Origin of the sequence: Actinomadura luzonensis (assembly GCF_022664455.2) — a bacterium.
GTDB classification, from domain to species: domain Bacteria; phylum Actinomycetota; class Actinomycetes; order Streptosporangiales; family Streptosporangiaceae; genus Nonomuraea; species Nonomuraea luzonensis.
This window is the reverse complement of sequence record NZ_JAKRKC020000003.1, coordinates 1,081,167-1,095,506: the sequence shown is the minus strand read 5'-3', so window position 1 is coordinate 1,095,506 and position 14,340 is coordinate 1,081,167. Positions and strand designations below refer to the sequence as shown.

The 14,340-nt window shown below is 65.0% G+C and carries 15 protein-coding genes; 11 read left to right on the top strand and 4 right to left on the bottom strand.

Annotation, left to right across the window (positions count from 1 at the left end; translation table 11 throughout):
- Window positions 1–52: 52 nt before the first annotated feature.
- From MF672_RS50150 to MF672_RS50105, 10 genes are all read left to right on the top strand, one after another.
- Window positions 53–517 (top strand): KH domain-containing protein, encoded by a 465-nt coding sequence (locus tag MF672_RS50150; protein ID WP_247815819.1) that lies wholly within the window; start codon window positions 53–55, stop codon window positions 515–517.
- On the top strand, window positions 517–918 hold the full coding sequence (locus MF672_RS50145; RefSeq protein ID WP_242383932.1) for a hypothetical protein: 402 nt from the start codon (window positions 517–519) through the stop codon (window positions 916–918). The genes MF672_RS50150 and MF672_RS50145 overlap by 1 nt, the downstream gene beginning before the upstream one ends.
- Complete coding sequence (locus MF672_RS50140; RefSeq protein WP_242383933.1) at window positions 915–3,170, top strand: P-loop NTPase family protein; 2,256 nt, start codon at window positions 915–917, stop codon at window positions 3,168–3,170. Before MF672_RS50145 ends, MF672_RS50140 begins: the two co-directional genes overlap by 4 nt.
- Before the next feature lie 385 nt (window positions 3,171–3,555).
- Entirely contained in the window at window positions 3,556–4,002 is a 447-nt protein-coding gene (locus MF672_RS50135) for a single-stranded DNA-binding protein (protein WP_242383934.1), read from the top strand.
- A 251-nt stretch (window positions 4,003–4,253) separates the two neighbouring features.
- Window positions 4,254–4,811, top strand: coding sequence for a bifunctional DNA primase/polymerase (locus tag MF672_RS50130; protein ID WP_247815818.1), 558 nt, complete (start codon window positions 4,254–4,256; stop codon window positions 4,809–4,811).
- Window positions 4,812–4,835: 24 nt separating this feature from the next.
- Window positions 4,836–6,284 carry an IS4 family transposase gene (locus MF672_RS50125; RefSeq protein WP_247815372.1) on the top strand — a complete coding sequence of 483 codons (1,449 nt, stop codon included), beginning with the start codon at window positions 4,836–4,838 and terminating at the stop codon, window positions 6,282–6,284.
- A 172-nt stretch (window positions 6,285–6,456) separates the two neighbouring features.
- A complete protein-coding gene (locus MF672_RS50120) occupies window positions 6,457–6,696 on the top strand; it encodes a hypothetical protein (protein WP_247815817.1) in 240 nt (79 codons plus the stop codon).
- A gap of 23 nt (window positions 6,697–6,719) precedes the next feature.
- A complete protein-coding gene (locus tag MF672_RS50115) occupies window positions 6,720–7,895 on the top strand; it encodes a DUF3631 domain-containing protein (protein WP_242384129.1) in 1,176 nt (391 codons plus the stop codon).
- Window positions 7,896–8,069: 174 nt separating this feature from the next.
- Window positions 8,070–8,264 carry a helix-turn-helix transcriptional regulator gene (locus MF672_RS50110; RefSeq protein ID WP_138688512.1) on the top strand — a complete coding sequence of 65 codons (195 nt, stop codon included), beginning with the start codon at window positions 8,070–8,072 and terminating at the stop codon, window positions 8,262–8,264.
- Window positions 8,265–8,275: 11 nt separating this feature from the next.
- Window positions 8,276–8,611: a hypothetical protein gene (locus MF672_RS50105; RefSeq protein ID WP_247815816.1), complete on the top strand. Its 336-nt coding sequence runs from the start codon at window positions 8,276–8,278 to the stop codon at window positions 8,609–8,611.
- Here MF672_RS50105 and MF672_RS50100 read toward each other — a convergent pair.
- Window positions 8,608–9,975 (bottom strand): IS256 family transposase, encoded by a 1,368-nt coding sequence (locus MF672_RS50100; protein ID WP_247815236.1) that lies wholly within the window; start codon window positions 9,973–9,975, stop codon window positions 8,608–8,610. The genes MF672_RS50105 and MF672_RS50100 overlap by 4 nt on opposite strands.
- 129 nt (window positions 9,976–10,104) lie before the next feature.
- Here MF672_RS50100 and MF672_RS50095 point away from each other — a divergent pair, with 129 nt between their 5' ends.
- Window positions 10,105–11,163: a tyrosine-type recombinase/integrase gene (locus tag MF672_RS50095; RefSeq protein WP_247815815.1), complete on the top strand. Its 1,059-nt coding sequence runs from the start codon at window positions 10,105–10,107 to the stop codon at window positions 11,161–11,163.
- A gap of 161 nt (window positions 11,164–11,324) precedes the next feature.
- Here the strand turns inward: MF672_RS50095 and MF672_RS52385 are convergent, their stop codons facing one another.
- From MF672_RS52385 to MF672_RS50085, 3 genes are read right to left on the bottom strand one after another with little or no spacing between them, the layout of a single operon-like run.
- Window positions 11,325–12,353, bottom strand: a complete 1,029-nt coding sequence (locus tag MF672_RS52385) for a DUF4238 domain-containing protein (protein WP_407654827.1) — start codon at window positions 12,351–12,353, stop codon at window positions 11,325–11,327.
- A gap of 15 nt (window positions 12,354–12,368) precedes the next feature.
- Window positions 12,369–12,998: an MAE_28990/MAE_18760 family HEPN-like nuclease gene (locus MF672_RS50090; RefSeq protein ID WP_242383289.1), complete on the bottom strand. Its 630-nt coding sequence runs from the start codon at window positions 12,996–12,998 to the stop codon at window positions 12,369–12,371.
- Between the two features lie 16 nt (window positions 12,999–13,014).
- Window positions 13,015–14,121 carry a DUF262 domain-containing protein gene (locus tag MF672_RS50085; RefSeq protein ID WP_242383290.1) on the bottom strand — a complete coding sequence of 369 codons (1,107 nt, stop codon included), beginning with the start codon at window positions 14,119–14,121 and terminating at the stop codon, window positions 13,015–13,017.
- Window positions 14,122–14,340 lie beyond the last annotated feature (219 nt).

Sequence of the window (14,340 nt, the reverse complement as noted above, 5' to 3'; positions counted from 1 at the left end):
CCGCTCACGCTGGCTGCTGGCACCGCTGGCCACCGTAGTGCTGTGGCGTCGGATGGTGCTGTGGGAGATCCGCAGCTATCCCGAGGCCCTCGGGCGCGAGCGTGAGCGCATCCTGGCCAAGACAGAGCTTCAGGATCGGTACGGCTTGCTCTGGCGCTGGAAGGCCACCCGTCGCGAGCGAGCCCTGTACCGCCTGGGCGAACTCACGCCGAAGGACGTGACGGTCAAGGCCGTACGAGTTCCACAGGAGGTCACCCCGCCCGCCTTGCCGCCGGCCCCGCGTACGACGAAGAAGCCGGTCACGGCGAATCTCGGTGACCTGATCCCGCTGGGGAGGCAAGTGGCCGCCGACTTGACGGCTCAAGGCAAATCGCTGACCCGTGACCGGTTGCGAGACGGCATCCGCAGCCTGGGGCAGAGCATCTCGACCGATAGGGCCGGGGCACTCCTGGCTCAGTTGAAGCGGCAGGGCCCCGAGAACCGACCGTCAGCCGTACCGGAAGACGAGGCCGCCTGATGACCCTGCTCATCACTGACACACACATGACCTCGGACGACTGCCCGAACGTGGCCGAACTCCAAGACGGACGGTGGACCGTCACCGGCTATCCCGGACGGACCTTCGACCGCAACCAAGCCATCACCGCCATGCTGCTGGCCGAACTGCTCACCCAGCGCCCGTTCCCTGCGGACCGGATCGAGCTGTTGGCCGCCTCCTGGCGTACCGAACTCGGCATCAGCGAGGCGGACGGACCGCACGCGCCGACCGCCACGACGCCCGTAGACCGACCGGACGAGCAGCGGTCCGACCGCGCATCGTCCCTGACCGCCACCTGGGGCGCGGCCTCATCCGCCAAGACAACGACCGCGCCCCAGAACCCCGCGACCAGCAAGTCAGACGAGGTGCACCCATCATGACCCACCAGCAGGACAACCCCAACCACGACGACGGCAACCAGCCGGACCGGTCCGAGGCGGACCGCGAGCACGGCAAGGACGCGGACATCGTCCACCTGGACGCCGCCCGCGCCGGACGCCAGCCGCAGAAGCCGGACACCGACCGGTCCGAGCCGGACAGCCCCGCGAAGGCGGACGGACCGGTCCTTGAAGGCGCGGTCGTCCGCGTCGACCAGTCCGGTCCGACCGGAGCGGACTGGCGGACCGCGTTGGAGGCGAAGGCACGCAACCGACAGCCGATCATTCCTCTGTGGCTGCGCTCCCGATCCGAAGCGGTCGAGACCTTCGCATGGGTCAGTCGCCACTACCTTCACGTGGCCGGCTACCAGGTCGCTCGCCTGCCGCTGTATGGCGGGCGACTGACCGCCCGCGCTCCCCGCGGACTCCTTCGCCTGGTCGGCGGGAGCATCAAATGGACGTTCGACCTGGAGGGTGAGCCCGTACGACTGGCCGCCGTGCAGAAGGCCGATCCCGAGGCGTATCTCAAGCTCAGCAGGCAGCGTGACCGCCGCGTACGTCTGCGAGCCCTGGCCTTCGGTGCTGCGCTGGTCACCCTGCTGATCGCGGCCATCTTGGTCGCCAAGCAGCCGACCGCCACGCAATGGATGGCGCTCGCGGTCGCCATCGCCACGCTGGGGGTCCTCGGCAAGCCCGCCGACCGCCCGCTGATCAACCGCGCGGTCGTGCCGTCAGCGGTGGAGAAGCTCACCAGCGACATCGTCATCCGCGCCCTGACCGTGCTTGGCATCGCCGGCATCAACCAGGCCGTAGCCAAGAACCCCAAGGACGCCATCCGGTTCGTCGCCCCGATCACCCGTGACGGCCCTGGCTGGCGGGCGGACATCGACCTGCCGTACGGCGTGACCGTGGCGGACGTGATGGACAAGCGGGACCGCATGGCCTCGGCGCTGCGCCGCCCGCTGGGCTGCATCTGGCCCGAGGGCGATTCGACCATCCACGAGGGGCGCCTGATTCTGTGGGTGGGGGACAAGGACCTGTCCAAGACGGTCATCAAGTCCCCGCTGCTCAAGGCCAGCTCCCACGACGTCTTCAAGGGCATCCCGTTCGGCTGTGACCCGCGAGGCCGCCCCATCGTCGTCCCGCTCATCGAGCAGAACATCCTGATCGGCTCCCAGCCAGGCCAGGGCAAGACAGCCTCGGTGCGAGTGCTGGCCTCGGGCGCGGCCCTCGACCCGTCCACAGAGCTGTGGATCCACGAACTCAAGGGCACGGGCGACCTCGACCCGCACGAGCAGAACTGCCACCGCTACGTCTCCGGCATCGAGGACGAGGCCATCGCCTACGCCGCCGACTCGTTGGCGCTGCTGCGCAAGGAGGTCATGCGCCGCGCTGCCGCACTGAAGGCCCTGCCTCCGGACCTGTGCCCGGACAAGAAGGTCACCCGGCAGATCGCCGACAAGCGCTCATTGGGCCTGCACCCGCTGGTCGCCGTCTTCGACGAGTGCCAGAACCTGTTCGCCCACGCCGAGCACGGCGACAAGGCCGGTCAGGACGCCGAGTTCATCATCAAGCTCGGCCGCGCTCTCGGCGTGATCCTGGTGCTGGCCACGCAGCGACCGGACAAAGACAGCCTGCCCACCGGCATCAGCGCGAACGTGACCATCCGGTTCTGCCTGCGAGTGGCCGGCCAACTGGAGAACGACATGATCCTCGGCACGTCCGCGTACAAGAACGGCATCCGCGCCACGGTGTTCCAGCCCGGCACTGACGCCGGGATCGGATACCTGCTCGGCGCGACGCCGATGCCCAAGGTCGTCCGCACGGCTTACCTGGACACGCCCGCGACCCAGCGCATCGCCGACCGCGCCCACGCGCTACGGGCCAACGCGGGAGCGCTCAGCGGGCACGCCCTCGGCGAGACGCCCGAGCAGATGGCGCCCACGTACGACCTGCTCGCCGACATCCTCGCCGTCGTCCCGCCATCCGAGGCCAAGGTCTGGAACGAGACCATCGTCCATCGGCTGGCAGAGCTGCGGCCCGAGATCTACGGCGCGTGGGCGGACCTGGAGGGCGGGGCGAAGACGGCCCAGCTCACGACCGCGCTCAAGCCGTACGGCATCAAGACCATGCAGGTGTGGGGCACGCCCGAGGGTGGCGGCAAGGGCGCCAACCGCATCGGCGTGGCCCGAGAGGACATCACCAAGGCCATCACACACCGTGATGGCGGACGTGGCGCCAGCGCCGCTTCCTGACGCTCGAATCGCCTCTAGACCTAGAGGCGGCGCCCTCTAGGTCTAGAGGCTCTCCTAGAGCCCAAAACCATGTTCGACCTGCGCTCTAGCGCCTAGTTCCCGACCTGCGGAAACGCTGAAATCGGCCCCTGGAGGCCCACATGGTCACCGCCATCGCCCTTCTAGCCGTCTGCCTACCTGTAGTCACTTTCGGTTACATCGGATTCTGTATCGCGTCGCCGTGGGGCACCTGCCGGCGATGCGCTCCCGGACGCAGGAACCGCACTTGCCGAGCCTGCGACGGCACCGGCATGAGGCCGCGCCTCGGCTGGCAGCTCTACGTCTACGCCCGCCGCCTGTACCGCGACAGCACCCACTGACCCGGATCCAAGAGAGGAAGTCCGCCATGTCTGGCGAGACCACCATCACGATCATCGGCAACCTGACCAACGACCCCGAACTCCGCTTCACCCAGACCGGTACAGCCGTCGCCACCTTCACGATCGCCTCAAGCCCGCGCGTCTACAACAAGCAGCTTGAGCAGTGGGAAGACGGTGAGGCCCTGTTCATGCGCTGCTCGGCCTGGCGCGACCTCGGCGAGCACATCTGCGAGTCCCTCACCCGAGGCACCCGCGTCATCGCCTCCGGACAGCTCCGGATGCGCACGTATGAGACCAGCGAGGGCGAGAACCGCACCGTCTTCGAGATGACCGTGGACGAGATCGGCCCGTCGCTCCGCTTCGCCACCGCCAAGCCCACCAGGGCGGCCCGCAAGTCCCACACCAGCCAGAACGGCACTGCACCTGACCCGTGGGCCAACACCGCCGCCTCGGGCGACAAACCGCCGTTCTAGCCGCTCACGCAGCACCAGGGATACGGCCTCGGCGACCAGCCGCCAAGCACAACCGCCGAGGCCACCCACCCCGATCACGAGGAAAGGCACTTCCAGCATGACACCCACCAACGCCCGCCACCTTCTCCATCACCAGATCCGCGTGTACACGCAGCGCTTCGGCTCGCGCCCGGCCACCCCATTGGACGCCCTCCGTCAGGGCCTGATCGAGAGCAACCGCCTTCACCTACGTGAGGACCAGGAGGCGTCCAATGGGGTGGCCTGACCTGACCCGCGCGGCCCTGGAAGCCGCCGTTCGCGGCTGGCGTGTCTTCCCGCTCACCCCACGCGGCAAGAAGCCGTTGCGCGGCTTCACCAACTGGGAACGGCACGCCACCACGGACACCGACCGCATCGCCGCCTTCTGGCCGCGCCACCCGTACAACATCGGCATCGCGTGCGGCCCGTCCCGCCTGGTCGTGATCGACCTCGACCAGCCCAAGCCCGGCGAGCACCCGCCGGCCACCCACAACCCACAGAACGGCGAGGAGGTCTTCCGCCAGCTCTGCGCCGACCACAGCCAGCCCTACCCCGACCGGACCTTCACAGTTCGCACGCGACGTGGCGGCACGCATCTCTACTTCACCGCGCCCGAGGGCGTACGGCTGCGCAACAGCGCAGGCCACAACGGCGGCCTCGGCCGGCTCATCGACACCCGCGCTCACGGCGGGTACGTCGTCGGCCCCGGCAGCCACGTCGTCCAGCCGGACGGCACCGGCCAATATGAGATCACCCGCCACCTGCCACCCGCGCCAATGCCGTTTAGATAGCGATCTTGCTGGTACCTTCGCTCGGTGATCTTGTCGGGTGACGCGGGTGATTCGGGGCGGTTGACGGATCTGGTCGCGGTCGGTGCGCTGACGTCGTTGGTCCCCCGCCAGGTCCTGGATGCGGTGATCGCCACGCACGGATGCCGGGAGCGTCGTGTGCGTAAGCTTCCCGCGCATGTGGTCGTCTACCTGCTGATCGCGTTGTGCCTCTACCCAGACGACGACTACGAGGAGGTAGCCGAGAAGCTGACGGGCATGCTGGCCCTGGTGCCGGGGGCGCGCTGGCAGGCGCCGACCCGCGGGGCGATCACCCAAGCCCGCCAGCGCCTGGGAACCGAGCCGGTCAAAGAGGTGTTCCAGCAGGTCGCGCGGCCTGCTGCAACCGAGTCGACGCCGGGCGCATGGTTGCACGGCCAGCGGGTGATGGCGATCGACGGGTTCGTCCTGGACCTGCCCGACACCGAGGCCAACGTCGCCGAGTTCGGCCGCGACAGCGCGGGCGGGTACGAGACCGCCTTCCCACAGGCCCGGGTAGTCGCCATCAGCGAGTGCGCCAGCCACGCCATCGTGGCCGCCGATGTGGCGGGCTGCTGGGCCGGCGAGCAGACGCTCGCCTTCTCCCTGTATCGGCGGCTAACCGAGGAGATGCTGCTCACCGCCGACCGCGGCTTCTATAGCTTCCCCGCCTGGAACGAGGCCCGTCACAGTGGCGCGCATCTGCTGTGGCGGGTCCAGGCCGGGTTGCGCCCATACTGGCTTCGCGATCTGGCCGACGGGTCCTGGCTCGCCGTCATCACCAAACCCGCCGGTCTGCGCCAATCGCAGAAGGACCGGCTGCGCGCGGCCGCCCGTCAGGGCCGCGACCTCGATCCCGAGCACGCGGTGATCGTCCGGGTGGTCGACTACACCGTGCCCGACCGCAAGGGCGAGCACATCCGGCTGATCACCAGCATCCTCGACCCGGCCGAGGTCACCGCCGAGGAACTGGCCCGTTGCTACCACGACCGCTGGGAGGCCGAGACCGGTATCGATCAGCTCAAGACACACCTGCGCGGGCCGGGCCGGATCCTCCGCTCCCGCACCCCCGAGCCGGCCTATCAGGAGATCTGGGCCTACCTGCTCACCCACTGGGCGTTATGCACGCTGATCTGCACCGCCGCCACCACGGCCGGGCTCGACCCCGACCGGATCAAGTTCCTGGGCACCGTCCGCATCGTGCGCCGCTCGGTCACCGACCGCGCGGCCTTTCCCCCTGAGCCGCCCGACGCCTCCTGGACCCGGGCTCTCCACCAGGTCGCGCACCGACGCAACGTCAACCCGCGCCGCCGACACCGCTCCTATCCACGAGCCGTCAAACGCTCACGCCGCAGCAGCTACCGTGAACGCCGCCCATCGGACAAGGGGATCCGGTACGCGGGTCCACCGACCGTCGCGCTGTTGCCCACCCCCTCGGCCACCCAGCGAGGACCATGATCATCCTCTATCTAAACGGCATTGGCCACCCGCGCCGCTCCCGGCCTGGCTCACCGAGGCCCTCACACCTGCTGGACCCTCCGCGCTCAGCACGGCTGACCTGCTGTCGAGCCTGCCCGGACGCCGGCTGACTCGCTACGCCGAGGCGGCCCTACGGGGCGAGGTGGAACGGGTGGCCACCGCTCAGCGTGGCACCCGCAACCGCGCGCTCAACACCGCCGCCTTCAATCTCGGCCAGCTCGTCACACGCGGCGTGCTGCCCGCCGAGGTGGTCACTACTGCTCTCCAGTCCGCCGCGGAGGCCGCCAACGCCGAAGGCGACCCGAATCCGTCCCGCGAGATCGCCGCCGTCATCGCCTCGGGCCTGTCCGCCGGGATGAAAGCCCAACCACGCCGAGGCAGGGCCGCATGAACACCACTCAAGGAGCACCAGCCATGGACGACCACACACCCACCGGCGCCGCCCTGCTCGACCGACTACGTGCCGCGCTCACCCGCTACGTCATCCTGCCAAGCAGCGAAGCCGCCGACGCCGTCACGTTGTGGATCGCCGCTACCCACGCCCAACCGGCCTGGGCACACGCACCCCGGCTGGTCATTCGTGGCCCGGAGAAGCGCTGCGGCAAGTCCCGGCTCCTGGACGTGGTGGAGGCCACCTGCCACGAGCCGTTCATCACGGTGAACTCCTCCAGCGCCGCCGTCTACCGCTCCATCACCGAAGACCCGCCAACCATGCTCGTGGACGAGGCCGACACCATCTTCGGCCCCAAGGCCGACGGCAACGAGGACCTTCGCGGCCTGCTCAACGCTGGCCACCAGCGCAACCGCCCAGCCAAGCGCTACGACGCCGCCACCAATCGAGTGGAGAGCATCCCGACCTTCGCCATGGCCGCCTTGGCCGGTATCGGTGCCATGCCCGACACCATCGAGGATCGCGCCGTCGTCATCCGCATGCGCCGCCGTGCGCCGGGGGAGACAGCCGCTCCGTACCGCCACCGCCGCGACCGCTCTCCGCTTCGCGACTTGGCGACCGACCTGCACCAGTGGCTTCGCGCCGACCTGTCCGCGCTGGAGGAGGCTGAGCCGAACATGCCGGTCGAAGACCGTGCGGCCGATACCTGGGAACCCTTGGTCATCGTTGCCGACCACGCTGGGGGAGGCTGGCCTAATCGAGCCCGCGCCGCCACGTTGAAGCTCACCGCCGAGGCCGACGACAACGGCCAGACCTCGGCCCGCGTACGCCTACTGACGGCTTGCCGCACCGCCTTCGGCCTCGACACCGCACTACCTACCGCCGTCTTGCTGGAGCGGCTCAAGAGCGACCCCGAGAGCGAATGGGCCGACCACGGTCCGGCAGGCCTGACCGCGATGAAGCTCGGCACGATGCTGCGCGAGTACGACATCCGCTCAGGCAACATCCGCTTCCCCAACGGCCAGGCCAAGGGCTACCAGCGCGCCGACTTCACCGACGCCTGGGCGCGCTACTGCCCCAGCCTCGACCCCATCCCAGATGCCGACGTCGTGCCGATCGAGAGGGACGCTCGTCCCAGCCGTCCCAGCCTCGTCACCGCAGGTCAGAGCGGGACGGCTCCGATCGCTGGGACGGCATGACCCGTCCCACCCAATCAAGCCGTCCCAGGCTTGACCTGCGGAAATGACCCTGGGACGGCTGGGACGGCTTCCCCCGCCCAACCACCCGCGAGCACCCTCGGCGACCAGCCGCCAAGCACAACCGCCGAGGCATCACCCAGCACCGATCACGATGTCCGAAAGGCAAGCATCACCATGACAACGCGTCCCAAGACCCTGCTCACCATCGCCGAGGTCCTCGACGAGATCGACGTCCCGAAATCCACCTTCTACCGCTGGCTGAACACCGGCCGCGGCCCGAGGTCACTGAAGCTCCCCAACGGCAAGCGCAAGGTCCGTCGCTGCGACCTGGACGCCTGGCTCACCACCTTCGAGCAGACCGCAGCCTAGGGAGGGGCGACATGCTGACTCACGACGTCGTGATCTGGAGCATCCGTAACCGCAAGGGTCGCGCCAAGCCGTACCAGCTCCGATGGAAGGTCGGTACAGAGCCGAAGTCCAAGGCATTCTTGACCAAGGCACTCGCCGACAGTTTCCGCGCCGACCTGCTCAAGGCCGCGAAGAGGGGCGAGTCCTTCGACACGCTCACCGGCCTGCCTGCCTCCATGACCAAGACGGAAAAGGCTGCTCTGAGCTGGTACGACTTTTGCCGGAAGTACGTGCGCATGCGCTGGAAGGTCGCGTCTTCGGAGCGGTGTAAAAGGCTCAACGAGGTAGGTGCCGTGGAGCGATCTTAGGCGGCCACCGTGTCGGGTGTCGACTCGGCCGTCGTGGTGCTGGTCGGGCGAAGCTGGGCGGGCGGGTGGAGCAGGGCACGGCGCAGGTCTTGAAGGATGCGCAGGCCCTTGCTGGTCATGGCGAAGCCGCGCCAGCCTCGCGCGGCCCGGTCCAGCACCGCCCACACGAGGGAGACGCAGGAGGTCTCGCCGGGGAAGCGGCCGATGACCTTGACGCGGCGGCGGGTCTCCCCGAAGGTGCGCTCGATGAAGTTGGAGTGGCGGATGCGTTTGTGGTGCTCGGGCGGGAAGCGCAGGTAGGTGGTCAGGCTCTGCCGGTCGGTCAGCAGGCTCTTGACCGCGGCCGGGTAGCGTCCGCCCCAGGTCTCGGCGAAGGCGTCGATGCGGGCCTGTACCCAGGCCACCAGGGCCGGGCCGGGCTCGATCTCCGTGCCGTCGTTGTTCAGGCTGCTGGTGTCGAAGATGTTCCAGAAGGCGGCCTTGACCTCGGCCTGGTCGCCGGCGCTGACCTTCGACAGGACGTTGCGGCATTTGTGGATCACACAGCGCTGGCGCAGCGAGCGGGGAAATGCCTGCTCGGCAGCGGCGATGAGGCCGGGCGCGCCGTCGGAGATGACCAGGAGCGGCGGACGCAGCCCGCGGATGGCCAGGTCGGTTAGGAAGTCGTGCCAGGCGTCGGTCGACTCGGCCGCGGCGGCCGACAGGCCGATGAAGACGGGTTTGCCCTCGGTGGTGATGCCCCAGGCGGCCAGCACCGGCTCGGCGCGCTGGCCGTCGTGCATCTTGAAGTGGCTGGCGTCCAGGAACAGGTAGTCCAGCTCGATGCCGGTCAGGTCGCGCCGGCTCCAGGCGTCGTACTCGGCGACGATGGCCTGGCAGATGGTCGAGACCGTCGACTTCGACAGTGCTGCCTCGGGGCCGAGGGCATCGGCCAGGGCGCCTTCGACGTCGCGCACGGACAAGCCACGCACGAAGGAGGCGATGACCAGGGTCTCCAGGGCGTTGGTGCGGGTCACGCCGGTGCCGAACAGGCGGGAGGCGAACGCCTCGGTGGTGCCGCGCAGCTTGGGCCGTGCGATGGTGACGGCTCCGGTGGTGGTCTTGATGGTGGTGGGGCAGTGCCCGTTGCGGTGGCCAGGTCGTACCACGGTCTCCTCTTCGCCGCTGCCGGTGACGGCGGCGGCGCGCTGGTAGCGGGCGCGGCCGAGGAAAGCGTCCACCTCGGCCTCGACGGCGGTCTGGATGATCAGGCGGGCGCCGAGCCGGGCGACGTCCTCGATGACCTCGACCAGGTCACGGCCTTCGGCGAACAGGGCGTCGATCTCGGCGCGGATGGCCTGAACGGGCGGTAGTGTGCGTGCCACGAGCGTAGGTCCTTGCGTAGTGCGAACTTTGGACGGTTCAGCACGGCAACCTACGCTCGTTCCCTTTTACACTGCATCTCGGACGCGACCCGCTGGAAGGGCGCCGCCGCCAAAACCCGTGAGGCCATCGTGGACAGCCTCACGGTAGCCACGTTCGCCCTCCTTGCCGATGAGGCTGCCAGCCTCTCCAAGAAGGAGATCAGAGCCGCGATGCAGTGGGCCCTCCTACCGCGTCAGGAGGACGAGGCGGCTCCGCCACATCTCAGCTACGCCGTTCGCCTCCTCCAGAAGGGCACCGTCAACGTGAGTGACCTCGCAGACCCCATCGTGGCGCGCAACATCTGCGAGGAACTCACCCTCACACGCGACGGCAAACGAGCGGCGGCCGACACGACGGCCCGGCGGCGGCGAGGCCTCAACACAGCCCTCGAATACGCGATTGACCTCGGCGAGCTGACCGAGAACCCACTCAAGCGCGTCAAGCAGAAAAAGGTGGCCAGGGACAACACCGTTGACCGGCGATGCGTGGTCAACCCCGCCCAGGCACGCGAACTCCTCGTGAGCCTGTCCTACGTCGGCAGCTGGCATCGTGCCCGAGGACGCCGCCTTGTGGGGTTCTTCGCCACGCTGTACTTCGCTGGCCTTCGCCCAGCCGAAGCAATCGGGCTCAGAGAAAGCGACTGTCTACTGCCGGAGGACGGATGGGGGTTGCTTACTCTTGAAGTCACGCGCCCGAGTAGTGGCAAGCAGTGGACCGACAGTGGGACCGTACACGATCAACGAGGCCTCAAACAGCGAGAGGAACGCGAGGTCCGACCTGTGCCGATCCCGCCGGAACTGGTGCGTATCCTGCACACACATCTCCGAGAGTTCGGCGCAGCTTCGGACGGACGGTTGTTTCGCAACGAACGTGGAGGCGTTCTCGGCGCTTCGACTTACTCCCGGGCCTGGGAAGAAGCCCGCCGTTTGGCCCTGACCCCGCGGCAGATTGCCTCGCCTCTCGCTGGAAAGCCGTACGACTTGCGCCACGCTGCCCTGTCCACGTGGCTTAACGCAGGTGTTGATGCGACGGTGGTAGCGGAGCGCGCTGGCAACAGCGTGGAGGTCCTCCTCAAGCGGTACGCCAAGTGCCTCGACGGGCGCGACGATCAGATTAATCGCCGAATCGAAGCCGCACTCGAAACCTGATCAAAATCATGCAGTGAATGCTGTGCTTCGGCAGGTGCGTGTGAATGCTCATCTGCATGTACCTGCCGAAGGTTAGAATTTAGAGGCAGGCGTGACCAACTAGCCTCTCCGCTGCGGCTGTTGCTGCGTACTCGAAAAGCGCATTTGCTGTGATTGTATCGCTATCCCTCATCGTTGTATGGGACGAACGTGTGCAAAATCTCGTGACCTGTAGTGCGCGTCTTGCCGCGTGAATCTACTTCGAGTAGTGGTCCTGTATTGAATCTCATTGCTGGACGTACTGTCTGCAGGGGGAGCAATCGGAGGTAATCGAGGTCTTCCGGGATGCCGATAATCATCTTGTAGCAAGCGGAAGCTATATGCCTATTTACCAGCTGGTGTCGAGCTTCCTCGATAACATACCGGCGCTCAGGATGCCGAGGGCGGAGTACTAAGAGATGATGTGGACCTAGTGGGAACCACACCTCGTCTGCATTATCCAGTCCGACTCCGCTAAAACGTTGAGGGCGTCGTCGCCATAGAACAACTGGCCTGTCGGTAGTTATGAAGGTGCGTAGAGGACTCTTCTCCACCGACCAAGCCATGGCAGCCAGTCTCGGCGCCAGTTGTTCCTCGGCAGACTTGACTAGTATATGGAAGGCTTCTCGCTTTGTAACTTCGCCTCGCGATAAAACGTAGTTGGTGAAGTCTAGAGCCCCTCGAATTTCGCTGTCCGTTGGGGGTTCGCCGAGATACTTGCGTAGGAATCGGCGCATTCCCTCGAAGCTGACTGGCCGCTCTCCGGTGAAGTTAGCGGCATCAATCGGGAACATGATTCGGTCGAGACGCTCCGGTGTTCGAACAAGCTGTAGGGCGAGAAGGAAACTAATTTCTGTGCGAGCGATGGAATTCTTTCGCGGTGCCCCCTTCTCCCTTACGCTAGCAATGTGATTACTCAATGGCGACTCGATGCGAGATAGAGCCACCTCCATGGTGTCGTCTATACCAGCATCCGTCGAGAAGGCATAAAGGTCGGCTTCTACGGCTACATTGCGAGTGGAAGCCCGGAAAGGCAATTCTTTATCGCGGCGTCGCACCGCAACTTGTCCCTCTTGGTCCGTCCACGCCTTGAGGTATGACTCTGGTACGTAATGATGCCGCTTACGTCGCTGCGCGGATCTGTCATCTCCGTCATAGTTTGCTTTATGCACTGAAACCCTTGCCTGTCAGGCCAAATACTGCTTATATAGAGCCGCTGTTTGCACTTGGTCGTTTAAAGTGGTGCACAGTTTGAGCACATCTCCTATGACCGAACGTGCTTCACTAGTGGCTATCGGCTGCCATTCGCCGTGCGCTATGCGATGCCGTCGCCCGCATACGACAGAATCGATGAAGTTTTCGCGTATTGAGTAATCTGCCAGATAGGGAAGTGCAACGCACTCAAGAAGCGTGCGCAAATTCTCTGATGTCATATTTCCGACACGGATTACCTCGCCCGCATCTACACTGAAAAGTTCTGTGCCTCGGCAGTCTAAGGTTCTCAGAAGTGAAGCACTACCTGTGACTGATCGCTCGGCAGCAACAGCTTCCTTCATATGGCCCATCAGCGCGAGAGCTTGCAACTCATACTTAAGGTCGCCAAGCTTGACGCGCATCTTAACTAGATGATCTAGATATCTGCGGAGGGCATGTTTGGAAAAGCCTTCCCAGTGAGCGTAGGCCATGACTTGACATGTACGGGCTATCATCATTCCTCGCGAGCCATCTGCCGCGCTCACCAACAGTCGCAGATCTATTAGCTCGCGACGCCGGGCCGCGAGGTCTCGATCCAGCTCATCAATGAGCCACTCAGCCACAGTTGCCACTAGAAGCCTACTTCTTGAATAGGTTTCTACCGATCGGGATCGACCGGGCCATGCGCGTATCTGCACGGAGCCCGGTGGCGAAGCCCGATGAGTAATCTGAGCTTGACCAAAATTTCTTGGCCTTTTCTAGAGCATCGACTTCGGTAGCGTCCGTATAGGAGTCGATGTGGCAACCGAGGCCTAGTGCTATAACCTCGAACGCTGTGTTAAGAAAAGCTCCTTGGAAACGCTTCCTTGCTGGGTTCCATCTACGGAAGACGTCATCGCCGCCGCTTTTTGCGAGTAGCTCAAAGGTCTTTCTGAATCTTCTGCCTTCGGCTTCTCTGTCGTACGTTGCAGACTGAGCCATGGTGGATATCGCCTCGGTAAGATACTCCCCAAGGTTGCCGATGGCCGATATAGTTGACTCTTTCATTTGTCTGAATACAAGAAATCGAACGGCGAGCTCGTAATTATACTGCTCTGAGATCAGCCGCTCGTTGAGAGATGTTGTCTCGAGGAACGGCTCGCTCAATGCAAGATCTTTGAGCCACCCATAAAATTCGGCATTGATACTTATAAGAATGCAGCTGCGAAGCTCCTGCGCCGTAGCTGGCGCTCCATATGAATTCAAGCGCTGGAAAAGATCGTACTTGCTCTCTGAGCTAGATTCTCTTTTGATAATCTTCAAGTCTAGCTTCGCGCGCTTGAAGTCCAGTCTCTGCGCCGGTGTAAGTGAGTTGCTGGAGTTACTGTCGTCCCAAACCTTCTCTGCGAGCGACGGCAGAAGCTTGGTGCCTTGCAACTTTACTGGAGGGATCAGATTGCCGTGATCATCCTTTAGTACGCCTTGGAATTGTAGAATAGTACTCAGCCTTTGAACGCCGTCTACTACGTCCCATGCTCCTGATTCTGCTTGAGCTACAAATATTGAAGGGAGTGGTATCCCAAGTAGTATGCTCTCTATCAAACGGGACTTTTGGAGATCGTCCCAGCGATATATTCGTTGAAATTCTGGATGCACATCTATCTCGCCATCTCGATAGAGATTAGTGATCTCCCCGATGGACATACTGTAGGAGTCGGCGAAAATCTCTCGCCTTCTTTGCGAAATTTCCTCTTCGAGTGAGCTCACGGGCCGCCGTCCTGTCGTTGTGGCGATGTCTTGTACATTGTGCTTCACGTGCGCGTTGCTGTCGCCTTACGCACGCACATCTGTTGAAGAACCGCAACATGGTGTCTGCCGCCCATGGTGCCAGCGCGGGTGGCGTCGGCGGCGGCCGGCCGAAGAGCCGTAGCGCGGTCGCCACCGGATCAACGTAGGAGGTGTCAGTCGCAGCCGGGCTGCCCGTGG